Source organism: Pseudoalteromonas rubra, assembly GCF_000967655.1.
Classification (GTDB): Bacteria; Pseudomonadota; Gammaproteobacteria; order Enterobacterales; family Alteromonadaceae; genus Pseudoalteromonas; species Pseudoalteromonas rubra_A.
The window spans coordinates 79,266-104,347 of sequence record NZ_JXYA01000020.1 but is presented as its reverse complement, the minus strand read 5'-3'; the positions used below and the strand labels follow the sequence as shown (position 1 = coordinate 104,347).

The window sequence follows — 25,082 nt, the reverse complement described above, 5'->3', positions numbered from 1 at the left end:
CTTTTCGTTTAAATAAGTCTATGACACAGGTCGTCAACCTTACTGGAGTCTGCAGGTAGTAGGGATAAATTATTTTCCAAACCACCAGGCCGGCTCTGACCATAAAGTTGCAGCAAGCTTTACAGCAGGTGTGCAGTTGAGCTGGCATGGAGGCGGTGTTTTTTAAGGAGCAACTCATGGCAGAACACCAATCACGCGCACGCTTTTTTCAGCAGCACCCCAAAGCCCGGGCCCACGCCGCACTGGATCACGCAACCAATCAGCAACTCAAGGTTACACCGGGACCCGTCACTCTGACCAAGAATAAATACCAGGGCAAAAAGGCCGTGATCATCGGGGCCGGTGTGTCCGGCCTGACGGCGGCTTATGAGTTGTTAGCGCAGCAGTCGGGGATGGAAGTCACGGTGCTTGAAGCGCAAAACCGCACCGGGGGGCGCTGTTTGAGCCTGCGCACCGGTGATACCTTAATTGAAGATGTCGACAGTGATTTATTTAATTCTAAGCCTGGTCAGCCTCAGGTGGTGCGCTTTGATCGGCCACAAGGGGATGCAGAGCCGTATTTGAATGCAGGTCCGGGCCGTATTCCTTCGAGTCATAAACGCCTGCTGTCATACCTGAAGCAGTTCAGTGTGGATGTTGAAGTGTATGTGATGAACAGTGAGTCAAACCTGGTACAGATGTCGGATAGTTTTGCTGGGTTACCGCTGGTGTATCGTCGTTTAGATCACAATACCCGGGGCTGGCTTGCTCAGATGGTGTTTGAGAATGCCGAGCAGCTGATCAAAACCACGGAATGTGGTGTGACGGATCGGGATGTACAAAGTCGTGCCGAACAACTTAAAGAGTTAATGATCAGTTTTGGTGAGCTGGTACCCAGTGGCCCCAATGTCGGCAAATACGTTGTAACGGCCGGTGAAGATGGACTGGAGAATGGCCGCTCGCGGGCAGGTTACACTGAGCTGCCGGGAGTAGATGCAGGGACAATTGCAGAGCCTCTGAGCTTCGACAGCCTGCTGGCGTCAGAGTTTTGGGATAAAACCCGATTTTATCAGCCCGTTGACTTCCTCTGGCAGGCGACTTTGTTCCAGCCTGTTGGTGGGATGGATCAGGTACAACATGCGTTTGCGCAGCATGTCGCTGAATTGGGCGGCACCATCTTACTCAACAGCCCGGTAAAACGCATTGACTGGGATGCATCGCGCCAGCAGTTCGCAATCTCCATTGCGAAACTGGGCACCGAGGACCTGGATGTTATGTATGCTGATTATTGTTTTTGTAATCTGGCCATTCCTTTCTTAAAAGAGATTTTGTCAGAGACGCTGCAGGACCCGAACAGCCAGGTGGGCCTCAACAGCGATTTCAAATCAGCATTACAGGCCGTGTATCAGTCTCAGTTTGTCGATGATCATGGTGGCTATAAGGCGAAATTCCTGGCCTGTACCACCAAGGTAGGCTGGCAGGCAGACCGTTACTTGTGGCAGGGTAGCCAAGTTCAGGAAGTCCATGATGATAGTGCGGACGTGGATGTTCTGAGTGTGCCTGATTCTGAAATTGGCGTGGTGCCCATTTTCGGCGGTATTTCCTGGACGGACAACGACATCACCCAGATCTGGTATCCCTCCACCGCCTACCATGACCAAAAAGGTGTACTCACCGGGGCCTATAATTTCTCTGAAATTGCCTATGAATGGGGCAAGCTGCCAGTGCAGGCGCGTCTGGACAAAGCGCGGGAAGGGGCTAAGTTATTCGGTCAGGCGTTTGGCAACGGTCTGGAACATGGTCTGGCGATCGCCTGGCAAAATATGCCCTACATTAAAGGCGGTTGGGCACAGTGGCACGTGGTGGGCGATCAGGCGGTGCATCATTTCAATATGCTGGCACAGGGAAGCGCAGTCAAAGCAACAGATGGCAGCGAAACTCAGCCTAATTTCTTTATTGTGGGCGATCAGCTGTCTTCTTTACCCGGCTGGCAGGAAGGAGCCATTGCCGCGGCGCTTAATGCACTGACCCGGATGGAGTGCCCGCAAATGGCGATCCCGCATCTATCTTGTCTGCCAGATACGCGCCTGATAGTGGAAGGGGTTTAACCGCGACACCCGAGCGCATTCAGGAGTGGCGAATGCGCTCTAAGTTTGAACTTGCAGCAGTGGTTAAGGCGGTACCACTGCTTTTATGCTGTGACTAACTATAAAGATTTGATCGGCGGAACTATTCCTGGCATTTGTTGCCACATAACCGCAAAAGGCTGCTATTTTTAAAGGAGCTTAAAATTGCTTATGTGAATACGTCATTTTAGATGTTAGATCAGTCCCTTGCGCACAATTGATGTATTCAGTGCAGACACAATAACCAGTAAATCAAAAACCATACAGCGGTGATCACTTATGATAATAAAGCATTCCTTCCTTTTAGTCGTCATGGCGACGGTTTTGTCTGCGTGCTCTGAGCCACAGACGTCAGCCGAGAAAGCACCCCAATTACGACCGGTCAGAACCATTGAACTCAGCGTGAATAATTTTGGACCGCTGCAGGAGTTTCCGGCTGTGGTCGATGCAGCCAGCACCGCGGATCTGTCGTTTAAAGTGTCTGGTGAACTGACCCATCTGAATGTGAGACAAGGTCAGGAAGTTAGCAAAGGGGATGTGATTGCAAAAATCGATGACACCGATTACAAGCTGGCACTGGAAGAAGCACAAGCGGCGTTTGAAAAAGCCGAAGCCGACTTTGAGCGGGGCAAGCAGCTAATCGTCACCGGCACCATCAGTCAGTCGGATTATGACTTACTGAAGTCGCAGTTTGCTAGTGCCAAAACCAAGTTAGCCAATGCCAGAAACAACCTCGATTATACACAGCTGAGGGCTTCTTTTTCGGGGATTGTGGCACGCACACATGTCGAACAATTCGAAGAGGTGCAGGCCAAACAAGTGGTGGCAACCTTGCAAGACATAGAGCACATTAACCTGAAAGTGAATGTGCCGGAAAGTTTGATGATCCACGTTAGTAAAGACACGCCAAAACAGGTGTTTGCGGAGTTTGCCGCAATTGAAGGCAAGCGCTTTGAACTTGAATTTGTCGAGGTGAGTACCCAGGCCGACGAGGTAACCAAAACCTATGAGGTGACGCTGGGTATGTTGCCTCCTCCGGGTTACAACATTTTACCGGGCATGACCGCCAAAGTGATGGCCAGTGCGCCCAGTGAGGCCCAGTCTCGTCTTTATCTGCCTTTGTCTGCAGTGCTAAAAGATGATCAAGGCCACTACGTCTGGACGGTGACATCAATCGGTGACGGAAAAGGTAAAATAGCGAAAACGCCGGTACAAATAGGAGAAGTATCTTCGCTCGGGTTTCCGGTGATCTCCGGGGTGACGGCTGGCACGCACGTGGTCACGGCAGGCATGAGCAAAGTGACTGAAGAGCAGGTTGTGAAATTCCAGGGAGGTCGTGAGTGAACATCACCCGAATTGCATTAGAGAATAATCGCACCACCTGGGTTTTGATCTTTGCCTTACTGTTTTTCGGCATCGTGGCGTTTAACAAGATGCCCAAGGATTACGACCCGGGTTTTATCATCAGAACGGCACAGGTTGTGACTTACTTTCCCGGTGCAAGCCCGCAACGGGTCGAAGAGCTGGTCACGGACAAAATTGAAAAGGTCGTACAACAAATTCCGGAACTGGATTTTGTGAAAAGCACCTCGAAAACCGGGGTCTCAATCGTCAGTGTCAATATTAAAGAAAGCTACAAAGAAATGCGGCCCATCTGGGACAATCTGCGCCGTAAGATTGAAACCGTGGAAAGCGACCTGCCGAGCGATGCGCAAAAGCCCATAGTGAATGACGAGTTTGGCGATGTGTTTGGCGTTGTCATCGGGCTGACTGCCGAGGGCTATACCTACCGCGAAATGGAAGAAGTGGCCGAGCAGGTCAGAGATGAGTTACTCAGGTTGCCTGAAGCGGCCAAAGTGGAGATCTTTGGTGCCCAGGAGCAGCGTGTTTTTATTGAGTTTGAAAATGCCAAGCTGGCATCTCTGGGCATTTCACCGGGGCAACTCAAAGATCAGCTGGCCGCGCGCAATATTGTTAACCCGGGCGGCTCCATTTTTATTGAAGATGAAACACTGGCGCTGGAGCCAAGTGGTAATTTTGAATCGGTGGAAGACATTGCCGGCACCATCATTAATATTGCTGGGTCGGAGCAGGTGATCCTGCTCAGTGACATTGCCAGGGTGTACCGTGATTATGTTGATCCGGCCAAAGTAAAGGTGCGGGTTGCGGATGAGCGCGGTATGACGATCGCCATTTCTATGCGCCAGGGGGGCAATAACCTGTTACTGGGTGAACAGGTGCTCGATGCCATACATTATCTGGAGTCTGTGTATCCGATTGGTGTGGACTTTGAGCTACTGTCCTTTTTGCCCCGAGAGGTTGAGCAAAAGGTAGATGATTTTGTCTCTAACCTGGTTCAGGCGGTGCTGGTGGTGACCCTGGTGATGCTATTCAGCTTAGGGCTGCGAACCGGTTTGATTGTGGCCAGCCTGATCCCCATGAGTATGGTGTTTGGCATACTGGCGATGTCGTTTTTTGACATCAGCATAGATCAGATCTCTCTGGCGGCACTGATCATCGCACTGGGCATGCTGGTGGATAACGGCATTGTGATGTCGGAAAGCATCATGGTGCAGATGGAGCGCGGCAAGTCGGCGGTCGATGCCGCGGTAGAGTCTGCGGATGAGCTGAAAGTGCCGTTACTGGTGTCTTCGCTGACCACAGGTGCGGCGTTTTTGCCTATCTTCCTGGCAGAATCCGCCACCGGGGAATATACCGCCTCTTTGTTTAAGGTTGTGACCATCACCTTGTTGTGTTCCTGGTTATTGGCAATGACCATGATCCCTATGCTGTGTGTGCTATTCACCCGGGTAAAATCTGAATCTGCTAATTACGATGCAGGCGTGTATCTGGTTTATAAAAACATTCTGATGGGGCTTATCAAGCACCGCTGGATGACGCTCGCCGGGTGCGTGCTGATGTTTTTCCTGGCTATACAGGGCTTGCAGCTGGTGCCTAAGTTGTTTTTCCCGCCCTCGGACCGGGATTACTTTAAGGTTGAGCTGGAGCTGCCGGTTGGCACGCGCCTCAGTGCCACCGAGGCCATGGTTAAGGATATGGAAGCCTTTTTACAGCGTGATTTAACGGTCAACGAGTCGCGTGACAAAGGCGTCACCAATTGGGTCACTTATGTGGGCAACGGAGGACCCAGGTTCCTGCTGACCCATACCCCGGAGCCGACCAGTTCAAACTATGCTTTGATGATAGTGTCGACCACCTCCTATCGTCATATCGATGAACTGATGGCAAAAATTGAGACCTATGCGCTACAGCGCCATCCCGACTTACTGATTAAGCAACGAAAAATCGAAAATGGCTCACCGATAGATAACCCCGTTGAGGTTCGTTTAACTGGCAGCGATATTGATGTGCTGACTGGGCTGGTCAATCAACTCAAGGCTCAAATGCGTAGCACGCCGGGATTGAAGGCGGTGAGTGATGACTGGGGCTTACCAATTAAGAAGCTGCAGATCAAAATTAACCAGACCCGCGCGCGCCGCGCCGGTGTATCCAGCAAAGACATCGCCAGTTCTTTGCAAACCGGGTTGAGCGGGCTGGAATTAACTCAGTACCGCGAGGGTGATGAGCTTATTCCGGTTACCCTGCGCTCGGTGGCCGCCGACAGGCAGGATATCGGTAAGTTAGAAGCCATGGTAGTGTATTCACAGGCCTCGGGTAAGTCGGTGCCACTGAAGCAAGTGGCGGATATTGAAGTGGTGTGGGAAAACGCGCAGATCCTCAGACGAGACCGCCTCAAATCCGTGACTGTGGGCGCTCAGCTGGATGGTATCACTGCCGATGAAGGCTTTTCTAAGCTCAAGCCCTGGCTTGAAGAGCAACAAAAAAATTGGCCCTTTGGCTACAGTTATGAGCTGGGCGGCGAGGCCGAGTCTTCTGGCAAAGCCAATCAGTCTATCGCCGAGAAAATGCCCATTGCCATCTTCATTATTGTGATCCTGCTGGTTGGTCAGTTTAATTCACTCCGTAAATCGGCCATTGTCCTGACCACTGTGCCACTGGGCTTTATCGGGGTGGTTGCCGGGTTGCTGGTCGGACAGTCATTTTTTGGCTTTATGACCTTACTGGGGATCATCTCACTGGCGGGTATCGTGATTAACAACGCCATTGTGTTACTGGAGCGGATTAAGTATGAACTGGATCAGGGCGACGATGCAGTACTGGCCATTATTCAGGCCGCTCAGCAGCGCATGCGGCCTATATTGCTTACGACCGCAACCACAGTGCTGGGACTGGTGCCGCTCTATCTGGGTGGGGGTGAAATGTGGGAACCCATGGCGTTGGCGATTATGGGTGGCCTGTTGTTTTCAACTATACTGACATTAGGCGTTGTGCCCGTCTTATATGCGCTGCTGTATCGCATTTCTGTGAAGTTGTAACACATGGCAGATACCAATCCGCCAAAGTCAGTGGATTGGTATCAAATTGTCGTTAAATGTTACCTTTCATTGCGTGTTCAGCAAAAAATGCACAGTATTTAAGGGTTGAATAGCTAATACCAATTTGCTTAATTAAGTGTTCTATTTTGAGGCGAGAAAATATGTTCGATAACAAGGCAAAAATTTTGCTATTTAGTTGTTCTAAATGAGAAATTTTTAACACAGTTAGCGTCATATTTGCTCCGTCAAATTGAACAGGTATTAAGTGAAATTGGTATAATATCGACCACAGATGGGTTGGCAATCGTGAGGAGAACATCATGAAACTTTTACATGCAATAGCGTTGCTTTGCCTGAGTCCATTGGCTGCGCAGGCCGGGGAAGCCAATATCACCTGGCGCGACTTTAACGATTATCGCGATGTGGTGCCGGCCAATGAAAGCAAAGCGGGTTACCACAAACGGGTGGCTGCGCAGCTTGAAAAGCACCTGAGCAAGTTGATGACAGAGGCCCCTGAGGGTTATCAGCTTAATATTACCTTTGACGACATAGATCTGGCGGGTGATGTGCGCTTTAACATGCACGACATCCGGGTTGTTAAACCGATTTTCTTTCCGCGTCTGAAAATCAGCTACACGCTCACCGACAACAATGGTGCGGTTGTGGCGCAGGCGCAGGAGAAGGTGCTTAAAGATCTGTCGTTTATGGACCGGGTAAGAACCGGGCGAGACAGTGAGTTTTACTATGATAAACGGCTGTTAAGCACTTGGTACAAAGAAGAGATCGCAGACAAAGTGAAAGGGTAACTGCGCCATCGCCGGGTTGACTCACCCGGCCAGTGGTTTTGGTGCGCCCTACTTAAATGTGGCGAGTAACTGGATGAGCTGCTGCAGCTTAAAAACCGTTTTTGTAAGTAGCGCCTCGTCTAGTTGCTCTGACTGGCTGAGTGCTTCGACATCAGCGGCAATATCCAGCACATAAGGCTTGAAGCGCTTGGCAGCAAAATCAAAACCGGCGTCTTCGGCAAATAATGCCTGGAATTTTCCGTGACCTTGTTGCTGTAGTTCGTCTAATTTTTTATCGGCATCAAGTGCTTGACGGTAAACAAGTTTTAGATTTTCATTCAGCTTTTCGATAACGGTCTGCATATTTTTCCTAAAGACTTACATGAACTGGCCGATATTGTACTTGGATCCATCAATCTTGTCAGGTATAAGCTTATGAATATATCCGGAAGTAACCTACCTGCTATGTCTGGGACAGGGCAAAGCGGCGAAGTAATGAGCGCGCAGCTAGCCAAAAAACAGCAAAAAGCAGATGGACAAGCCGCCCTGGCCTTAATTGAGTCTGCTGGAAATTCAGCTCCAGCAAAGTCAACCACGGCCACTATGGGCAATAATATCAACGTCTACGTGTAGGCATTGATATGCTGTGCCTAACCTGAATTCGCAAGCCCTGGCTTGTGTGTGGTATCAGGCCGGGCTCAGTCCCAAATCAATCGGCGTCTTACTAGGTTGGCCGCCGATTTCTCTTACCAGCTTAGGCACCAAAAAGCCGGGCAAGGCGTCCAGTAGTCCATGCATCAATGTAATGGCCTCTTGTTCTGACACCTCAAAATGACTGGCACCTTCTACCTTATCCAGCACATGCAGGTAGTAAGGCAGTACATCTGCGTCAAATAAGGCTTCGCTTAGCGCCTGTTGAGCAGCCAGGCTATCGTTAATCCCTTTGAGCAATACCGCCTGATTTAACAGCATCACGCCGGCACGTTTTAGCTTTTGCATTGCCGCTGTAAAGTGTATATCGATTTCGTTGGCATGATTAATGTGATTTACCAGAACCGGTTTTAGCCGGCTTCTACTGAGCGTCTCGCATAAGCCGTCGGTTACTCGTGCCGGGATCACCACAGGTAAGCGGGTGTGAATTCTCAGGCGTGTCAGGTGAGGTATTTCATCGAGGTGTTCAAGCAGCCAGGCCAGCATGTCATCTTTGGCCATCAGAGGATCGCCGCCGCTTAAAATCACTTCATTGATCTCAGGGTGGCTGCTCAGATAGTCGAATACGGCCTGCAAAGAACGTTTATTGAGCTGGTTATCCTGATAAGGAAAGTGACGACGAAAGCAATAGCGGCAATTCACGGCGCAGCCAGTTTTTAGCATCAGCAGCACGCGGGAGCGGTACTTGTGCAGCAATCCGGGCAGCGCTGCCTGTTGTTCGTCGAGGGGATCTTTGTGAAAACCGGCTTTGGCTATGAATTCCTGATGCTGAGGCAGCACCTGAAGCAGCAAGGGATCTTTGGCATCCCCATAACGCATTTTTGCGATAAAGGGACGTGGAACTCTGAGCGGAAACAATCGCTTAGCGGCCAGGTCTTGTTCACTGAAGTGGCCCTCCAGGCCCACCAGTTTTAGCAGCTCGTCTGCACTGGTGACCACATTCGCCAATTCTTTTTGCCAGTTAGTATGCAAATTTACTTCATTTATTTGTATCATTAGCGGGTTTATTACTCGAAATACAAAGATTAGAGGATACGATGGCGAATTATAGCACCAACGAATTCAAGGGCGGCCTAAAAATTATGATCGATGGAGAGCCTTGCTCCATCCTGGAAAATGAAGTGGTCAAGCCCGGTAAGGGCCAGGCGTTTAACCGCGTTAAGATCCGTAAGCTGATCTCAGGTAAAGTTTTAGAGAAAACTTTTAAGTCTGGTGAATCGGTTGAAGGTGCAGACGTCATGGACACCGACCTGGCTTACCTGTACACAGATGGTGAGTTCTGGCACTTTATGAACAACGAAACCTTCGAGCAAATCGCGGCAGATGAAAAAGCGCTGGGCGATAGCGTGAAGTGGTTGGTTGAAAACGATGTGTGTACCATCACATTGTGGAACGGCAGTCCAATTGCTGTGACGCCGCCTAACTTCGTTGAGCTGGAGATCACTGAAACAGATCCAGGTCTGAAAGGCGATACAGCAGGCACCGGTGGTAAACCTGCGACGCTGAGCACAGGCGCTGTGGTACGTGTTCCTTTGTTCGTACAAATCGGTGAAGTGATCAAAGTAGATACGCGCAGCGGCGAATACGTGAGTCGTGTTAAGTAAGCCAGTGCGCTGTGTTGCTATCTCGCTTTGTTATTAAGTGAGTCTGCATCGACAAGTCACCTGTAAATCCCGGTCCTGACCGGGATTTTTTTGTCTGGAGTAATTATGAGTCATTCTGCATCTGGTGGGGCGTCTGATATTGTTTGGGCACCGAGTGCCAGTATCGATACCTTGCGTCAGCGTGCCGCTGTCCTCGCTAAAATTCGTGCTTTTTTTGCCGCACGCGAAGTCCTTGAAGTCGAAACTCCGAGCCTGGCCCAAGCCTCAGTGACGGACGTTCATCTTGCCACCTTCTCAACCACATTTGTCGGGCCGGGTCATGCCAGCGGTACGCCTCTGTATCTGCAAACCTCACCGGAATTTGCCATGAAGCGGCTACTGGCTGCCGGCAGTGGTGCGATTTACCAGATTGGTAAAGCGTTTCGCAATGAAGAGTCAGGCCGACATCATAACCCCGAGTTCACCATGCTGGAGTGGTATCGGCCCGGGTTTGATGAATTTGCGCTGATGGCGGAAGTGAACGACTTAATGCAGGCTATTCTGGGCTGCCCTGAAGCCGAGTCACTGAGTTATCAGCAGGCCTTTATCACCCATTTGGGCCTGGATCCGCTGAGCGCGTCTATGGATGAATTAAGACAGCTGGCATCTCAGCGCGGCCATGGCCACATTGCAGAGCAGGAGCAACACCGCGATACGCTACTGCAATTGCTGTTCTGTATGGAGATTGAGCCTTTAATTGGTCAGCAGGCACCGTGCTTTGTTTATTATTTCCCGGCCTCTCAGGCCGCACTGGCACAGCTCAACGCCGAGGACCCCAGAGTGGCTGGGCGGTTTGAACTTTATTACCGTGGCATGGAGCTGGCCAATGGCTTCAATGAATTAACGGATGAAGTCGAGCAGAGCGCGCGTTTTGATGAAGATAACGCGCTGCGTGCTGCAATGGGGCTGGCACCTGTGGCAAAAGACCCGCGTTTTTTGGCGGCGCTGGCGCAAGGGCTACCTGCGTGTGCCGGGGTGGCGCTGGGCGTCGATCGCCTGGTTATGCTGGCGACTGGCAAGACCCAACTCAAAGAGGTTATCGCGTTTGATGTTGACAGGGCATAAGGCGAGTGTGAGTAATTAGGGGCCTGAGCAGGCCCTATACAAAACGCTTAAGCTCTTGCTGTGTCCTGGTCGAGCGCTGCTGTGCATCCTGACAGTCAGTCAGGGCGGCATCAATCTGCGCTTTGGCGGATTGCCCCAGCTCAACAATGCGTTGTACTGACTGGTGCGTGTGCTGCTGAGTGGACTCGAGCTGATGCACGGCGCTGACAATCTCTTCGAGCTGCGACTGATTGCGTTCAAAGTCCTCAGACATATCGGCAAAGCCCTGCGACGTAGTACGAATGGCTTTCTCGGCAGAGCTTGAATGATCGATCAGTTGCTCAGACTCCTGATGGGTTTCACCGACCAGCACATCCATTTGGTTAATAAAGTCACTGATCTGGCGGGTGGCGTCGTTCACCTTAACTGAGAGGTTACGCACTTCATCCGCGACCACGGCAAAGCCCCGGCCAGCTTCTCCAGCCCGCGCCGCTTCGATGGCGGCATTGAGCGCCAGCAGGTTGGTTTGATCGGAAAATTCTTCGACCATTTTCAAAATACTGCGGATGTTCTCACTGTTTTCTTTAAGCCCGGCCACGGTAGAAGAAAAGCTGCCGAGCAGATGGGTAATTTGCTGCACTTCCTTCACCAGCGTCGCCAGTGACTGTGACGAGCCACGTACAAAGTGCAGACTTTCCGTATTGGCCTGATAAACCTGATCGGTATTGTGTACTATGCTTTGCAAACTGTGCGTGACCTGATCGCTGGCGGCGATAATGGTATCGCCCTGATCGATCTGCTGGCCACCCAGTAAAGCGGTTTGTTTCATCGAGTCAGTGACCTGCTGATTACTGCGGTTCGCCGCTTCTGCGCTTTGGTAGGTGGCTGCTAGCAGTTCGCTGAGGTGCTGAGTAAAGGTATTGTATTGCTCACTGAGGTCGCGAAATTCGTCATAGGTGAACTGTGGTAACCTGGCATCGAGGTCGCCATCCTGACGGTTAATTTGCTCCAGCGTGTCCCGCATGGCCTGCACGGGGCGCACAATCAGGTAGCGCATATAAAAGAAGGTAAAAATAAAGGCACCCACCGACACCAGGGCCAGCAACCAGAATACACCGGTTGAAGCATTTTGTTCGGCCAGCTCACTGTGTAGCCACAGTAAGGTAATGATTTGAAAAACTAATAAAAACCCCAGATTACCAAAAATCTTGCGGGTCAGGGTGAAGAACAAAGATTCTTCGATCAAATTATAGATGCGCATGTACAAACTCATATTAGGCTCTTCACTGTGCCGTTTAGCATACAGTATAGAGTAAACCTGGCAGGTGCAACTGTTTACAGGTTAAGCAATTTATTTTAATCAGCGGCATAATCCTCAGCGCGTTTTGCCTGCTTACTTTGCCGCTGAGGTCTGGTTTAGCTGTTGCTGCACCACCATTTTGGCGTAACAGGGATAATTACTGAATATGCCGTCTACCCCATAATCTAACATTAATTCAATGTCTTTTGCCTTATCGACGGTATAAGCCAGAACTTTAAGGCCGCGCTGTTTGGCATCCTGAACAAATTCATGGTTAATGAAGTTCTTGTCCATATGGATACTTTCGGCATGCAGTTGCTGGGCAAATTGAGCAAAAGTGAGCGGAATAGACGCCGTGAGTGCGCCGATCCTCACCCAGGGAAGCTTTTGCTTAAGCCACAATAGCTGGTGGTGATCAAAAGAAGACAGCAGCAGCTGGTGTCTGGCAATGATGCCGCGCTGCACATTGTCTTCTATGGTTGCAACAAACTTATCCAGGCTGAAGGTATGTTTAAGTTCCAGGTTAATCGTCGTTTGCTGACCTATGGTATCAAGCACCTGTTGCAGCGTTGGTACAGCCTCGTTGTTACTGAGCTTAAGCTGGGACAGCGCCGCTCGCGTGGTTTCATTGACCTTGCCCCGGCCGTTGGTGGTGCGATCCAGCCAGGTATCGTGAATAATGGCATAATCATCCAGGCAACTTTGCACATCGAGTTCTATGCCATCGACCCCCACTTCTAATGCCGCTGTAATTGCGCTGAGTGAGTTTTCCGGATAGTTGCCACTGGCACCTCGGTGTGCATAAACCTGGATCATAGCTTATTCCTTGTGATCGACCACGTTTCATAGCAGGCTGCACTGACAACCAGGACGCCCCCTGCCAGGGTGGTGAGAGTTATGGTTTCTGCCAACAGCATATAAGCCAATACAGTTGCGTACAAGGGCTGCAAGCAAGAAATCAGCCCGGCGGTAGTGGCTGATAAGTAACGTAAACTGGACGCAAATAAGGCATGCGGAATGGCTGTAAATACGCAGCCTGCCAGGACGATAAGAACTAGGTTGTCAGTACTTAATTCGGCGGGGGGCACTTCAACAAAAGCGCAGAGCATCAGGCTGGCTATCAGAGTTTGATAAAACATGGTGTGTGGCCCGCCATAGCCGGAAAACAGCTTCTTTTGCAGCAAGTTTCTGAGCGCAAATAAGGCACCAGAAAACACCCCGGTCAGTATGCCCAGGGTAATTTGATTGCCGGGGTCGCTGGTGGGCACCAGTAAATAAATGCCGATCATTACGACGAGCGCTGTAAAGACATCTTTGCGCTTTAATCGGCTATGAAAAAACAGCGGCTCCAGTAGCACAGTGATCACCGGATAGGTGAAAAAGGCAATCACGCCCACGGCGATACCGGCCATTTGCATGGCGGCAAAGTAGGTCACCCAGTGCAGTCCAACGCAGATCCCCAGTATTAACACCACGCCATAGTCTTTACGGGCATTGAGTTTGAATACACTGCCTTTAAATTTCAAAATGCAGGCTAAGGTGACAAAAGCAATGGCAGTTCGATAGACCGTGATATCGAGCGCAGACAGGGAAATGAGCTTGGAGAATAACGCGGTACCGCCAAACAGCAGCACAGCCAGGTGTAAATTAACGAGAGAGGATTGTTCCGGGCGCATGGCGAACTCGGCTTGTTTTTCATTAGCTTATCACGGTAACTGACGGTTGCTAAAGTATTATGATAAACCCCGGGCAGTGATGGCTTATCCATCCATTCGGATAAGCTGGCCTGAGCTGGCGAGGCACTTTTCAAGATAAAAGTATGAGGTGTAATGCCGTGTAATGTCAGATGGATTAGATTTTGCTTCCGGATCGGACAAAATTAATACTATACTAGTAGTTCTTTTTGACGATGTTTGATGAAGTATGGGCGATCCGAAACAACTTTTACAGATCCTGGCTTTGACGTCGTGCGTGTGTGCACTGTTTATGCTGGTCAACTGGTTTATTCATCGTCGTTTGCTCGGAACCCGGTTATGGGCTGGTTTTTCTGTCTGTACTGCGTTTGGCTGTATTTTCATCGCCTCCTTTTCGCTGTCTGTGACCTGGACCATCTTTATCTCCAACAGCCTGATCTTTATTGGTTTGTATTGTTTAAGCCGGGGCAGTGAGCAATTTTTTTCGGTGCCAAAGCTGACCTGGCCCTGGATATTGCTGGCGGGGGTATTCTTCCCGGGTTACCTGTATTACACCTACTTTGATGCCAATTTTATCGCCAGGGTGATATTGAATTATCTGGGGTGGGCGCTGAGCATGATTTTATGCCTGCGCGCTTTATGGCTGGGCCAGCGACGGTTGTGGCAGAGCTTTTCGCCGGCACACTGGACCTTTGCCCTGGCCTGTGTTTGTCTGTTTATCGTCTTTACCGTGCGCCTGGCGATGCTGCACCATTACTCTCAGCACGACAGCCTGATCACCAATAACTGGGTTAATCAGTTTTTCTCCGTGTCCGTCATCGTAATGCCTTTGATCTTGTGTTTTTCTTTGTGCTTGTTGTGTAGCGGACGGCGTGAAAAAGAACTCCATGAATTGCGCCACCGGGCCGAGCTGGCCGCGCAGCACAAAGAGCGCTCGCTCACATTGCTCAGTCATGAACTCAGAACCCCGTTAAATGCCATTGTTGGTCACGCAGAGTTACTGAAACGGGCCCCGCGTGAGCCACAGCAGCACGGACAGTTTTGTGATGTGATTATTGCCACCGCTATGTCGATGTCGGATCTGGCTAATCAAATCTTGTTGCAGGCACGTGGCGCTGTGCCCAATACCATCATAGAACCGGTCAACCTCGCCAGTCACCTGAAAGAGCAAATGACCTTCTTCCGACCACTGGCCGAGAAAAAGCAGCTAAAGTTGTCGCTGACCATGCAAGGCATAGAGGCCAATTTGCAGGTTATGATAGATAAAGATCCCTTTACCCTGGTGATCAAAAACCTGTTATCCAATGCAATAAAGTACACTGAACGCGGTGAGGTAGAATTAATCGTCTTTGGTTATGCGCTGAATCCGAACCGTCATCAGCTGCGTATCGCCGTTAAAGATACCGGAGTCGGGCTGAGCCGCGCGCAGCAGCAAAAGGTGTTTGAGCCCTTTGTCACCTTTGGCGCGCCGCGTGCTATTGCCGATAGCGCCGGGGTGGGCCTGGCCTTGTGCAAGCAACTACTGGAAAACATGGGTGTCGACCTTGAGGTCGAAAGCGTCCCAGGCCAGGGCAGTGAGTTTTTCTTTGAGATGCAGGTCAATTCGCAGCGGAGCGAACAAAGCGAAGTGCCCGAAAGCAGGCCGACGACGCTGGGCGACATGTCTGTCTTAGTGATTGAAGATAATCATCTGAATCGTGAAGTAGTGCGCGGCTATCTCGATACTTTGGGCCTGGGTTATCAGATGGTTGAAACTCTGGCCGCAGCGGAGCAGCAGCTCACAGAAAGCCAGTTTGACGTGCTGCTGCTGGATATGCACTTACCGGATGGCCATGGCTTAGAATGGTATCAATCGCGTTTTGCAGACTTGAGATTGGCACACCCACCGGTAGTGGTGGCGCTCACCGGTGACGTTGATCAGCAAGCGCGTCAGGCTTATCAGCAGGCGGGTATTTACAGCTGTCTGGAAAAGCCCCTACGGATTACTGCGCTGCGTCAGGTATTCGAAAGCATTGTACAGCAAAACAGCAGCGGCCTGGCGGCAACCGAGGCCGCCTATGTGGATCTGACCTTTGTTGAGCGCCAGTTAAGCGAGTCATCCGAGCGCTCCGACTTTTCCTCGCGGTTAATCTATCTCAGTGATCGACTGGATTATGAATTTGCTCAGTTACGTGGTCTGGCCGATATTCAGGCCGACGAATCGCTGCGCGAAAAACTGTTGCAACTGGAGCATGAGGTGGAGCAGCTGGGGTTATATGCCTTACGTCAGGCATTACATCAGACCCGACGCCGTGCAGCACAAGAGCGCGACATTGACTGGTCTGCCTTACATCAATTTGCCAAACAAAGTGCCTCGGCGCTGCAATCCTGCCATCAGCGACTGAATGCCTGAGTGCTTGAAAAAGCGCAAGGTTAGGTGGGCCATTGGCAGGATTTGAGTTAGAATACAGGTATAACTTCTCTACATACTCAGTGAATGTCTAAACAGGATCCCTATCTCAGCCGAGAACAAGAAAAATACGATAACCCGGTACCCAGCCGTGAGTTCATTCTTGACCACATACAAAAAAGCAATAACAAAAACAATTTCAGCCAGTTATGTCAGGACCTCAAAGTTTTTGAAGATGACCGACAGATTGCCTTCAAGCGCCGACTCAGAGCGATGGAGCGTGATGGCCAGCTGTTTTTCAACAAGTTTAAGTGTTACGTGATCCCAACCGACGATGGCCTGGTAAAAGGCCGGGTGATCGGGCATCGCGATGGCTTTGGCTTTTTGGAGGTTGAAGGGGAAGCCAAAGACTGGTTTATCACTAAGTATCAGATGGACAGAGTATTGCACGGTGACTGGGTGCTGGCGAAAGCGGGTTCACGTGGCTCTGGTGGCAAAGTAGACGCGCGTATCGTACGGGTGCTCGAAAAAGAACGGGCACCGCTGGTCGGGCGCTTTTTTGTGGAGCACGGTATGGCCGTGGTGGTACCGGAAGATCCGCGTCTCACCCAGGACATTATCATCTTACCCGGCAGCGAAAATGGTGCACGCCATAACCAAATGGTGCAGGTGGAGATCACCCAAAGCCCCAGCAAACAAATGAACGCCGTGGGCAAGGTCACCGAAGTATTGGGTGACCACATGGCGCCGGGGATGGAAATTGAAGTGGCATTGCGCAACCATGAAATCCCTTATGAATGGCCACAGGCGGTGCTGGATCAGGTCGCTGAACATAGCGAGTTTGTTGCCGAGCCGGATAAACAGGGGCGGGTTGATTTACGGGCGCTGCCGCTGCTGACCATAGACGGGGAAGACGCCCGGGACTTTGATGACGCGGTTTACTGTGAGCGCAAAAAGTCCGGTGGCTGGCGTTTATGGGTCGCTATTGCGGATGTCTCTCATTATGTGCCAAAAGGCAGTGCGCTGGATAAAGAAGCCATCTCGCGGGGGAACTCGGTCTATTTCCCTGAGCAAGTGGTGCCTATGCTGCCCAAGGTCTTATCAAATGGCCTGTGTTCGTTAAACCCGCAGGTCGATCGCCTGTGCATGGTGGCCGAAATGACGGTGTCCGAAGCGGGGCGTTTGTCGGGCTATCGTTTTTACGAAGCGGTGATGAACTCTCATGCCCGTCTGACCTATACTAAGGTCCACGCCATGTTGCAGGGCGATGAAGGTCTGCGCGAACAATATCGCGAACTTTATCCGCACATCAGCGAGTTACATCAGATGTATATGGCGCTGAAGTCGGAGCGTCAGGCTCGCGGCGCCATCGAGTTTGAAACCCTCGAAACCCGCTTTGTGTTCAATGCCCATCGCAAGATCGAATCCATTGTGCCTGTGGTACGCAACGATGCACATAAGTTGATCGAAGAGTGTATGATCCTCGCCAATGTGTCGGCAGCGCGTTTACTGGAAAAACACGAAGCCAGTGCGCTGTATCGGGTACATGACCAGCCGGATCCGGAAAAACTCAGTCAGTTCAGGTTATTCCTGCAAGATTTGGGCATTGAAAGCACGCTGGGCCACGAGCCCACACCGCTGGAGATCACCGAGGCCCTGGCCGGTCTTGGCGAGCGCCCTGAGCTTGAATTGATCCAGACCATGCTGCTGCGCTCGATGAAACAAGCTGTCTATCAGCCCGATAACATCGGCCACTACGGCCTGGCCTTAAAAGCGTATGCGCATTTTACCTCGCCTATTCGACGTTATCCGGATTTGGTGGTGCACCGTGCGATCAAAGGCATTTTAGCCCAGCAGGGGCAGCAGGTGTCTGGGGCTTATGCCTACGAAAATGACGAAGCCAATCAGCTCGGTGAGCAGTGTTCTATGACAGAGCGCCGCGCCGATGATGCCACCCGCGAAGTGGCGGACTGGCTGAAGTGTGAGTTTATGCAAGATCACGTGGGTGATGAATTTACCGGGGTGATCTCATCGGTTACTAACTTCGGTTTATTTGTCAGGCTCGATGAACTGCAAATTGACGGCATGATCCATGTCAGCAACCTGGGCCATGAATATTTTCACTTTGATGGTGCCAAGCATTGCCTGATAGGCGAGCACAGCCGCAGCGTGTTCAGGCTGGGTGACAAGTTGAGCGTCGTGGTGAACTCCGTCAGCCTGGATGAGCGACGCATTAACCTGGCACTGGCGGAAGAAGCCGTGCCGGATCGTTATGCCAGACGACGCCGTAAAGCGGCTGGTGGTGCCCCCAGCAGTGTCCGCGCGCAGCTGAAAGACGGCAAGATCCCAGGCAAAGACAGCAAAGCCGATAAAGACGCGAAATCGGCCAACAGCGAAGGCAAAAAGCCGAAAAAGGGTAAGAAGACTACGCCCAAAGGCAGCGCCAAAAAAGCCAAGCAGGCAGGGACACTGAGCGGCAAGAAAAAAGCCAAGAAAAGTGCAAAGAACGCCAAGGCAAAACGACCTGGCAAAAACGCGCGTAAAAGAAACAAACCAAGTGCGGGAGCTTAAACCTTGAGTAATGAATTAATTTTTGGTTTCCATTCCATTGAAGCCATTTTATCCACCACCCCTGAGCGCTTTTTAGAGATCTATGCGCTCAAAGGACGAGACGACAAACGTCTCAATGCCGTCGTCAATGAGGCGCGTAAGTTTGGCATTTCTGTGCAGTTTATGCAGCGCAAGGCGCTGGACAATAAAGCCAATGGTGAGCAGCATCAGGGGATCATTGCCAACGTTAAAGCGGCCAGAGTGCTCAACGAGCGCGATCTGGATGAGATCTTAGCCCGAGAGTCTACTCCTTTCTTTTTGGTGCTCGATGGGGTGACGGATCCGCACAACCTTGGCGCCTGCTTGCGCAGTGCGGATGCCGCCGGTGCCCACGCTTTAATCGTGCCCAAAGACAAGTCGGCCAAGCTCAACGGTACGGCCCGTAAAGTGGCCTGTGGTGCGGCGGAAACCGTGCCGCTGATCCAGGTGACTAATCTGGCACGGACACTAAGAGACATTAAAGAAGCCGGTGTCTGGGTGGTTGGCACCGCAGGTGAAACCGATACTGAACTGTTTGATGCCAGCCTGAGCGGCCCAATCGCCATTGTGATGGGGGCAGAAGGAGACGGTATGCGTCGTCTGACGCGCGAACATTGTGATGTACTGGTGAAAATCCCTATGGTGGGCACTGTATCCAGTCTGAACGTTTCGGTGGCCACCGGGATTTGCTTATTTGAGGTATTACGCCAGCGAAATAATCAGTAACCGCTTGGCACTCAGTGAGATGAAAAAGGCAAGCTTAGCTTGCCTTTTGTGTTTTTGAATCCAGCAGTAACACCTTGAGCTGCGTTAGATTATCGACCGTATAAGTTGGCTTGATTTCAGGCGGGCACTCGGCACCCGGGTGGCGTAACCAGCAGCTGTCGATACCAAACCGATTGGCACCGAGCACATCACTGGCAGGTGTATCACCGACCATCAGTACCCGAGACTTATCTGGATTGCCCAGCAATGACAGTGCGTGCTCAAAAACGCGGGGATCGGGTTTAGCCACACCCACCTGCTCAGAAATCACAATACTGTGAAAATAATCTTTGAATCCGGTGTGTGCCAGACGTTTTTCCTGCAAGGCGGTAAAGCCATTGGTGATGATGGCCAGAGTCGCTTTGCCCTGTAAAGCATGTAATAACTCAGCTGCACCAGGCAGTGGGTTACAGAGCTCGGCCATGGCATCCAGAAATCCGAGGTTGAGGGTTTCAGCGGGTACATTGAGGCGCTCAGACCAAAATGCAAAGCGGGTGATCTGCAGGGTTTTTGCATCAATTTCACCGTTCTGATACTGCACCCACAGAGGTTTGTTGATACGTTGGTATTCGGCGTTATCGGCTTCGCTAAACTCGACATTGTAACGGGCAAACAGGGCCTTCAGGCCTAAAAAGGCATTGAAACTGAACAGGGTTTCATCGGCATCAAAGAGAATATGGGTATATTTCATGCGTACAGCTCTGGATGGTTAAAGGGGGCCATGGCCAGTAACAGGGCCTGAGTATAGGCGCTTTCTCGGGTTGCCAGATGGTTGGTCAGCAAACCTATCGCGCCTCCTTTTTGTTTTATATTGTCGGTATTGAACAGGCGGTCCATCACGTGACCCAGTTCGTCTCCCGCCAGCAGCGCATCATAAATCCGTTGCGGCAACGGCAGGTTGGCACTGCGGCCAATGCTCTCATGCTGACCATTAGAAATGACCACAAAAGCAAAGGTAGCGGGGCCATAAGTAAACTGATGGGCACCGCCTTCCATTGCGCAGTAATAGTCGGCTGTGTGTTGGTCAACCAGGTATTGCACGCGGTTTTGTGCGCCCAGTAGTGTGTCGGCTTCGCCCAGTGGTTGGTTGGCAACCCCGCTTGGCGCATCCAAGCCTTCACATTGGATGACACTGTCTGGGAAATATTGCGTGAATATCTGCCTTGCGGCATTGATTTTAATCGGGTTCTTTGACCCGACGAGTACCTTAATAACTGCCATGTGCGATGCCCTGAAAAAGCGCTAGTGTAACGGCTTCGCCGGGCAGGTCGCAAGCGGTGAAGTGTAACTGTGCGTTAAACGGGTAAATCCAGCGGTACAATTTGCTCTAGTGCCCGCTTCTTGGTAAGTAAGTCTTTGATAAGCGGTGTTAACACTAGCTCCATTGCCAGCCCCATTTTACCACCCGGGACCACCAAAGTGTTCACGCGCGACATAAAGCTGCCCTGGATCATCTGCAAATAATAGGGGAAGTCAACGTCTTTGATGTCGCGAAAGCGGATCACCACAAAGCTCTCATCCAGTGAAGGAATATCTTTGGCGCTAAAGGGGTTGGAAGTATCGACCGTTGGAACACGCTGAAAGTTAATGTGCGTGCGTGAGAACTGAGGCGTGATATGGTTTATATAGTCATCCATACTACGCACGATTGAGGTCATAACGGCTTCGCGGGAATGACCACGCTCATGGGTGTCGCGGATCAGTTTTTGGATCCACTCCAGGTTGATGATGGGCACCATGCCAATTAGCAGGTCGACATGATGGGCCACATCATGCTCTTCGGTCACTATGCCGCCATGCAGGCCTTCATAAAACAGCATGTCGCTGTTGCTGTCCAGTTCCTGATAAGGCGTAAAGGTACCAGGTAGCTGGTTGTAAGGCACTGCGTCATCAAAGGTATGCAGGTAACGTCGGACCTGGCCGGTGCCGGTCTGGCCATAGCTTTCAAACAGGGCTTCGAGTGCGGCAAAGTCATTGGCTTCCTGACCAAAATAGCTCAGATGTTTACCTTCTTGCAGGGCCTCGCGTTTTAACTTATCCATTTCCGGGCGGGTATAACGGTGAAAGCTGTCGCCTTCGACAAATTCAGCTTTGGCGTCCAGGCTGCGAAAAATGTGCTTAATCGCGGCTGTGGTGGTGGTGGTCCCGGCACCAGAACTTCCCGTGATCGCGATGATTGGATGCTTTGCAGACATTTTGTCCCCTTACCTGGCTCAGCTGGCCTGAGCGTAACTTCCGATTAACACCTCTCGATGTTACTCGATAAGGGAAAATTCGCAAGGCATTTCGCGGCGACTTGAATGGCGATGATTGAGTTCCTACGCTCGCCCGGTATGATAGCGAAAAAAACAAGGGATATAACACAATGACACTGCTGAAAAAGATCATCACAATCGGGTTGCTATGGGGCGTAACGGGCGCGCTCAATGCGATGCCTGCCTCCCAGCTGTGGCTGGCGGAAGAACACGCCGGCACGCTCTCGGTCAAACCGATTAGCGCAGCGGATGGCTATCACAACCAGCCTTTGGTTGTCGACAATGGCGTCTATTTTACGCAGCAGGTTCAAAGCCCTGAAGGGGCCCAAACCGACCTGTTTTTTTATGATTTTACCACTCAAGAGGCCCGTAATCTCACCAATACTCCGGTGTCTGAATATTCACCCACTCTATACCCCTATGATGACGGGCTTTCTGCGGTGGTCGTTGAAGCCGATGGCTCGCAAAAATTATGGTTTTATCCATTTTCTGAAGCACACTCACCGAGGCGGTTGTTTGAGCATATTGCCCCAGTGGGATACCACGCCTGGGGCGAAGACGAGCAGCTGGTAATGTTCATTCTTGGCGCGCCACACACTTTGCAATTCACCGACTTAAAAGGGCATTTACCTAAAGTAGTGGCCAGTGATATCGGCCGGACCCTGGCCTATAATCCTGCGCGGGCGATATACAGCTTCACCTATACCACCCAAGGCCAGCAGTGGTTTGCCAGTTTCAATGCGAAAACACAGCTGGTGACGCAACACTTTGCGCTGCCAAACAGTGTTCAGTATTACACCTGGTTTGATAGCAACACCCTTGCCTATGCCATTGATGGTCGTATTTATACCCGTCAGCTGGATAATCCAAATAAAGTGCAATTATGGCGCAACCTGTCGGCTTATTGTGCCGGGAATATTTCGCGCCTGAGTAAGCAAGGACGACGACTGGTGTTTGTGTGTGACAGGGCCTAAACAGGCGCGGTCATTATCGGCAAAGCACTGACACATCCGACGTGATCGTTTACAATGAGCACAGTTATATTTTTAGGAAAAGAACTATGACCGTCTTAGTTACCGGTGGTGCCGGGTATATTGGTTCGCATACTGTGCTGGAGTTGCTAAATGAAGGCAAGGATGTGGTTGTTGTCGATAACTTGAGTAACGCCTCGCAGCAATCTTTGCAGCGCGTAGAGTCGCTGACAGGTCGCGCTGCGACCTTTTATCAGGGTGATATCTGCGACAAAGCATTTCTCGACGGGGTTTTTGCTAAACATCAGGTAGAGCAGGTGATCCACTTTGCCGGGTTAAAGGCGGTCGGCGAGTCAGTACAAAAGCCAGTCGAGTATTATCAAAACAATGTGCAGGGCACGCTGACTTTACTCGATGCAATGCGCGATGCCGGTGTATTTCAGTTGGTGTTTAGCTCTTCTGCAACCGTTTATGGCGACCCCGCCAGTTTACCAATCCGTGAAGAGTTCCCTGTGGGTGGCACAACAAACCCGTACGGTACCTCTAAACTGATGGTAGAGATGATCCTGCAAGACCTGGCTAAATCAGATACGCGCTGGGCGTTTGCGATTTTGCGTTACTTTAATCCGGTTGGCGCACATCTCTCAGGCCAGATAGGCGAAGACCCCAATGGTATTCCAAACAATCTGCTGCCTTATATTGCACAGGTTGCAGTGGGTAAACTAGAAAAGCTGGGCGTGTTTGGCAATGACTATGACACCCATGATGGTACCGGTGTACGCGACTATATTCATGTTGTTGACCTGGCCATTGGTCACCTGAAAGCGCTGGACAAGATAGCAGCGCAATCCGGCGCGCATGTCTATAACCTCGGCACAGGCAATGGCTACTCGGTAATGGACATGGTCAAAGCCTTTGAAAAAGCCGCAGGTAAACCAATCAATTACGAAGTAAAACCGCGACGCGATGGCGACATTGCCGCGTGTTATGCCGCCCCTGAAAAAGCCCTGAATGAACTAGGCTGGCAAGCACAGCGTGGCATCGATGAGATGATGCAGGACACCTGGCGCTGGCAAAGCCAAAACCCGAACGGGTATGAAGGTTAACCCTCAATAAGCGGCCCGGCGTGGCCGCTTACCCCACCTCCTGTCAACGCTGGATGAAACTCATCACAACAGCGTGTATAATTCACCCCTAGTTATTTTGATGGCCACTTACTCCACTCCCTGTCAACGCTGGGTGAAACTCACCACAACAGCGTGTATAATTCTCCCCTTAGTTATTTTGATGGCCACTCGCGACCCACTATTTGCGACAGACGGGCCAGCATGTAGTTTGGTATTAGTCTTGTTGGCAGTTTCGAGCTGTTAATTTGAGCGTTCAGAGGTAGTATGACAAACACAGATAATTCAGGCGCAAGCCCGCTAGACACAAGCAATTCGGCGTTTCGCCGCTTTTCCGTTGCGCCCATGCTGGATTGGACTGATCGCCATTGCCGGACTTTTCACCGTAAGTTGACTCAGCACGCGGTGCTTTACACTGAGATGATCACCACAGGCGCGATTATCTTTGGTAAGGGCGATTACCTGCATTTTGGTGAGCACGAAATGCCGGTGGCATTGCAGCTTGGCGGATCAGACCCTAAAGCCCTGGCTGAATGTGCAAAGCGCGCTGAGCAATACGGCTATAACGAAGTGAACCTCAACGTAGGTTGTCCGTCGGATCGGGTGCAAAATGGTCGTTTTGGTGCATGTCTGATGGCAGAACCTGAGCTGGTGGCTGAGTGTGTCGCAGCGATGAAAAGCGAAGTCTCTATCCCGGTGACGGTGAAAACCCGCATTGGGATTGATGAGCAGGACTCCTATGAATTCCTGACCCGGTTGATTGAAGCCTCAAAAGCCGTCGGCTGTGATGACTTTATCATTCATGCCCGCAAGGCCTGGTTGCAGGGCCTGAGCCCTAAGGAAAACCGCGAAATTCCTCCGCTGGATTACCCTCGGGTGTATAAGCTCAAGCAGGATTATTCGGATCTTCATATCAGTATTAATGGCGGCGTTAAAACCATTGAGGAATGTCAGCATCACCTGGCACACCTGGATGGCGTGATGATAGGCCGAGAAGCCTACAGTAATCCATTTATGCTCTCTGAGGTTGACAGCGCCCTGTATGGTGCGCCGGCGTTTACCCAGACCCGTCATCAGGTTGTCCGTAGCATGTACGACTACATTGAGGCTGAAATGTCTAAGGGTGCGAACTTTTGGCATATCGCCCGCCATATGCTGGGGATTTTCCAAAACCAGCCGGGTGCCCGTGGTTTCCGTCGTCATTTGTCGGAAAATGGCCATGGTAAAAGCGCCGATATCAGCGTGATGGAAAAAGCGTTGAGCTTTGTACCGGAACTGTAGTTCTAATTTTGGTCAAAAAAGCTAACAAT

The 25,082-nt window shown here is 51.0% G+C and carries 21 protein-coding genes; 13 read left to right on the top strand and 8 right to left on the bottom strand.

Going from position 1 to position 25,082, the window contains the following annotated elements; translation table 11 throughout:
• Positions 1 to 176: 176 nt before the first annotated feature.
• From TW77_RS10080 to TW77_RS10060, 4 genes are all read left to right on the top strand, one after another.
• Positions 177 to 2,087 (top strand): flavin monoamine oxidase family protein, encoded by a 1,911-nt coding sequence (locus TW77_RS10080; protein ID WP_046004852.1) that lies wholly within the window; start codon positions 177 to 179, stop codon positions 2,085 to 2,087.
• Between the two features lie 297 nt (positions 2,088 to 2,384).
• On the top strand, positions 2,385 to 3,449 hold the full coding sequence (locus TW77_RS10075; RefSeq protein ID WP_046004851.1) for an efflux RND transporter periplasmic adaptor subunit: 1,065 nt from the start codon (positions 2,385 to 2,387) through the stop codon (positions 3,447 to 3,449).
• Positions 3,446 to 6,502 (top strand): efflux RND transporter permease subunit, encoded by a 3,057-nt coding sequence (locus tag TW77_RS10070; RefSeq protein WP_046004850.1) that lies wholly within the window; start codon positions 3,446 to 3,448, stop codon positions 6,500 to 6,502. Before TW77_RS10075 ends, TW77_RS10070 begins: the two co-directional genes overlap by 4 nt.
• Positions 6,503 to 6,822: 320 nt before the next feature.
• Positions 6,823 to 7,308 (top strand): DUF3016 domain-containing protein, encoded by a 486-nt coding sequence (locus TW77_RS10060; protein WP_046004848.1) that lies wholly within the window; start codon positions 6,823 to 6,825, stop codon positions 7,306 to 7,308.
• Between the two features lie 48 nt (positions 7,309 to 7,356).
• On the opposite strand, the gene TW77_RS10055 is transcribed toward TW77_RS10060, so the two are convergent.
• Positions 7,357 to 7,650, bottom strand: coding sequence for a hypothetical protein (locus TW77_RS10055; protein ID WP_046004847.1), 294 nt, complete (start codon positions 7,648 to 7,650; stop codon positions 7,357 to 7,359).
• A gap of 72 nt (positions 7,651 to 7,722) precedes the next feature.
• Between TW77_RS10055 and TW77_RS10050 the strand changes: the two genes are divergently transcribed.
• A complete protein-coding gene (locus TW77_RS10050; protein ID WP_040644570.1) occupies positions 7,723 to 7,920 on the top strand; it encodes a hypothetical protein in 198 nt (65 codons plus the stop codon).
• 54 nt (positions 7,921 to 7,974) lie between these two features.
• Here TW77_RS10050 and epmB read toward each other — a convergent pair whose 3' ends face one another.
• Entirely contained in the window at positions 7,975 to 8,994 is a 1,020-nt protein-coding gene (gene epmB, locus TW77_RS10045; protein ID WP_046004846.1) for an EF-P beta-lysylation protein EpmB, read from the bottom strand.
• 41 nt (positions 8,995 to 9,035) lie between these two features.
• Here epmB and efp point away from each other — a divergent pair, with 41 nt between their 5' ends.
• Together efp and epmA are read left to right on the top strand one after the other, a co-directional pair.
• Positions 9,036 to 9,602: an elongation factor P gene (efp, locus tag TW77_RS10040; protein WP_046004845.1), complete on the top strand. Its 567-nt coding sequence runs from the start codon at positions 9,036 to 9,038 to the stop codon at positions 9,600 to 9,602.
• Between the two features lie 105 nt (positions 9,603 to 9,707).
• Positions 9,708 to 10,706 carry an elongation factor P--(R)-beta-lysine ligase gene (gene epmA, locus TW77_RS10035; RefSeq protein WP_046004844.1) on the top strand — a complete coding sequence of 333 codons (999 nt, stop codon included), beginning with the start codon at positions 9,708 to 9,710 and terminating at the stop codon, positions 10,704 to 10,706.
• A gap of 34 nt (positions 10,707 to 10,740) precedes the next feature.
• On the opposite strand, the gene TW77_RS10030 is transcribed toward epmA, so the two are convergent.
• From TW77_RS10030 to TW77_RS10020, 3 genes are all read right to left on the bottom strand, one after another.
• Positions 10,741 to 11,958 (bottom strand): methyl-accepting chemotaxis protein, encoded by a 1,218-nt coding sequence (locus TW77_RS10030; protein WP_205623860.1) that lies wholly within the window; start codon positions 11,956 to 11,958, stop codon positions 10,741 to 10,743.
• A 120-nt stretch (positions 11,959 to 12,078) separates the two neighbouring features.
• Positions 12,079 to 12,801 (bottom strand): glycerophosphodiester phosphodiesterase, encoded by a 723-nt coding sequence (locus TW77_RS10025; RefSeq protein ID WP_046004842.1) that lies wholly within the window; start codon positions 12,799 to 12,801, stop codon positions 12,079 to 12,081.
• Positions 12,798 to 13,661, bottom strand: a complete 864-nt coding sequence (locus tag TW77_RS10020; RefSeq protein ID WP_046004841.1) for a DMT family transporter — start codon at positions 13,659 to 13,661, stop codon at positions 12,798 to 12,800. Before TW77_RS10020 ends, TW77_RS10025 begins: the two co-directional genes overlap by 4 nt.
• A 247-nt stretch (positions 13,662 to 13,908) precedes the next feature.
• Between TW77_RS10020 and TW77_RS10015 the strand changes: the two genes are divergently transcribed.
• The 3 genes from TW77_RS10015 to rlmB all read left to right on the top strand — a co-directional run bounded on the left by TW77_RS10015 (position 13,909) and on the right by rlmB (position 19,383).
• A complete protein-coding gene (locus tag TW77_RS10015) occupies positions 13,909 to 16,071 on the top strand; it encodes an ATP-binding protein (protein WP_046004840.1) in 2,163 nt (720 codons plus the stop codon).
• Between the two features lie 84 nt (positions 16,072 to 16,155).
• Positions 16,156 to 18,639: a ribonuclease R gene (rnr, locus tag TW77_RS10010; RefSeq protein WP_046004839.1), complete on the top strand. Its 2,484-nt coding sequence runs from the start codon at positions 16,156 to 16,158 to the stop codon at positions 18,637 to 18,639.
• 3 nt (positions 18,640 to 18,642) lie between these two features.
• Positions 18,643 to 19,383, top strand: coding sequence for a 23S rRNA (guanosine(2251)-2'-O)-methyltransferase RlmB (rlmB, locus tag TW77_RS10005; protein WP_046004838.1), 741 nt, complete (start codon positions 18,643 to 18,645; stop codon positions 19,381 to 19,383).
• Between the two features lie 34 nt (positions 19,384 to 19,417).
• Here rlmB and yjjG read toward each other — a convergent pair whose 3' ends face one another.
• From yjjG to TW77_RS09990, 3 genes are all read right to left on the bottom strand, one after another.
• Complete coding sequence (gene yjjG, locus TW77_RS10000) at positions 19,418 to 20,113, bottom strand: pyrimidine 5'-nucleotidase (RefSeq protein WP_046004837.1); 696 nt, start codon at positions 20,111 to 20,113, stop codon at positions 19,418 to 19,420.
• The gene (gene yjjX, locus TW77_RS09995) at positions 20,110 to 20,643 is read right to left on the bottom strand and encodes an inosine/xanthosine triphosphatase (RefSeq protein ID WP_046004836.1); all 534 of its coding nucleotides are present in this window, start codon (positions 20,641 to 20,643) and stop codon (positions 20,110 to 20,112) included. The genes yjjG and yjjX overlap by 4 nt, the downstream gene beginning before the upstream one ends.
• Positions 20,644 to 20,717: 74 nt before the next feature.
• The gene (locus tag TW77_RS09990) at positions 20,718 to 21,617 is read right to left on the bottom strand and encodes a phosphoribulokinase (RefSeq protein WP_046004835.1); all 900 of its coding nucleotides are present in this window, start codon (positions 21,615 to 21,617) and stop codon (positions 20,718 to 20,720) included.
• Positions 21,618 to 21,787: 170 nt separating this feature from the next.
• Between TW77_RS09990 and TW77_RS09985 the strand changes: the two genes are divergently transcribed.
• The 3 genes from TW77_RS09985 to dusA all read left to right on the top strand — a co-directional run bounded on the left by TW77_RS09985 (position 21,788) and on the right by dusA (position 25,053).
• Entirely contained in the window at positions 21,788 to 22,651 is an 864-nt protein-coding gene (locus TW77_RS09985) for a hypothetical protein (protein ID WP_046004834.1), read from the top strand.
• Between the two features lie 86 nt (positions 22,652 to 22,737).
• A complete protein-coding gene (gene galE, locus TW77_RS09980) occupies positions 22,738 to 23,754 on the top strand; it encodes a UDP-glucose 4-epimerase GalE (RefSeq protein WP_046004833.1) in 1,017 nt (338 codons plus the stop codon).
• A gap of 285 nt (positions 23,755 to 24,039) precedes the next feature.
• A complete protein-coding gene (gene dusA / locus TW77_RS09975; protein WP_046004832.1) occupies positions 24,040 to 25,053 on the top strand; it encodes a tRNA dihydrouridine(20/20a) synthase DusA in 1,014 nt (337 codons plus the stop codon).
• Positions 25,054 to 25,082 lie beyond the last annotated feature (29 nt).

What these genes read in the sequence shown, in the direction of transcription:
- TW77_RS10080 (WP_046004852.1), top strand. Translation starts at nt 177, where the DNA reads ATGGCAGAACACCAATCACGCGCACGCTTTTTTCAGCAGCACCCCAAA.
- TW77_RS10075 (WP_046004851.1), top strand. Translation starts at nt 2,385, where the DNA reads ATGATAATAAAGCATTCCTTCCTTTTAGTCGTCATGGCGACGGTTTTG.
- TW77_RS10060 (WP_046004848.1), top strand. Translation starts at nt 6,823, where the DNA reads ATGAAACTTTTACATGCAATAGCGTTGCTTTGCCTGAGTCCATTGGCT.
- TW77_RS10055 (WP_046004847.1), bottom strand. Translation starts at nt 7,650, where the DNA reads ATGCAGACCGTTATCGAAAAGCTGAATGAAAATCTAAAACTTGTTTAC.
- TW77_RS10050 (WP_040644570.1), top strand. Translation starts at nt 7,723, where the DNA reads ATGAATATATCCGGAAGTAACCTACCTGCTATGTCTGGGACAGGGCAA.
- epmB (WP_046004846.1), bottom strand. Translation starts at nt 8,994, where the DNA reads ATGATACAAATAAATGAAGTAAATTTGCATACTAACTGGCAAAAAGAA.
- efp (WP_046004845.1), top strand. Translation starts at nt 9,036, where the DNA reads ATGGCGAATTATAGCACCAACGAATTCAAGGGCGGCCTAAAAATTATG.
- epmA (WP_046004844.1), top strand. Translation starts at nt 9,708, where the DNA reads ATGAGTCATTCTGCATCTGGTGGGGCGTCTGATATTGTTTGGGCACCG.
- TW77_RS10030 (WP_205623860.1), bottom strand. Translation starts at nt 11,958, where the DNA reads ATGAGTTTGTACATGCGCATCTATAATTTGATCGAAGAATCTTTGTTC.
- TW77_RS10025 (WP_046004842.1), bottom strand. Translation starts at nt 12,801, where the DNA reads ATGATCCAGGTTTATGCACACCGAGGTGCCAGTGGCAACTATCCGGAA.
- TW77_RS10020 (WP_046004841.1), bottom strand. Translation starts at nt 13,661, where the DNA reads ATGCGCCCGGAACAATCCTCTCTCGTTAATTTACACCTGGCTGTGCTG.
- TW77_RS10015 (WP_046004840.1), top strand. Translation starts at nt 13,909, where the DNA reads ATGGGCGATCCGAAACAACTTTTACAGATCCTGGCTTTGACGTCGTGC.
- rnr (WP_046004839.1), top strand. Translation starts at nt 16,156, where the DNA reads ATGTCTAAACAGGATCCCTATCTCAGCCGAGAACAAGAAAAATACGAT.
- yjjG (WP_046004837.1), bottom strand. Translation starts at nt 20,113, where the DNA reads ATGAAATATACCCATATTCTCTTTGATGCCGATGAAACCCTGTTCAGT.
- yjjX (WP_046004836.1), bottom strand. Translation starts at nt 20,643, where the DNA reads ATGGCAGTTATTAAGGTACTCGTCGGGTCAAAGAACCCGATTAAAATC.
- TW77_RS09990 (WP_046004835.1), bottom strand. Translation starts at nt 21,617, where the DNA reads ATGTCTGCAAAGCATCCAATCATCGCGATCACGGGAAGTTCTGGTGCC.
- TW77_RS09985 (WP_046004834.1), top strand. Translation starts at nt 21,788, where the DNA reads ATGACACTGCTGAAAAAGATCATCACAATCGGGTTGCTATGGGGCGTA.
- galE (WP_046004833.1), top strand. Translation starts at nt 22,738, where the DNA reads ATGACCGTCTTAGTTACCGGTGGTGCCGGGTATATTGGTTCGCATACT.
- dusA (WP_046004832.1), top strand. Translation starts at nt 24,040, where the DNA reads ATGACAAACACAGATAATTCAGGCGCAAGCCCGCTAGACACAAGCAAT.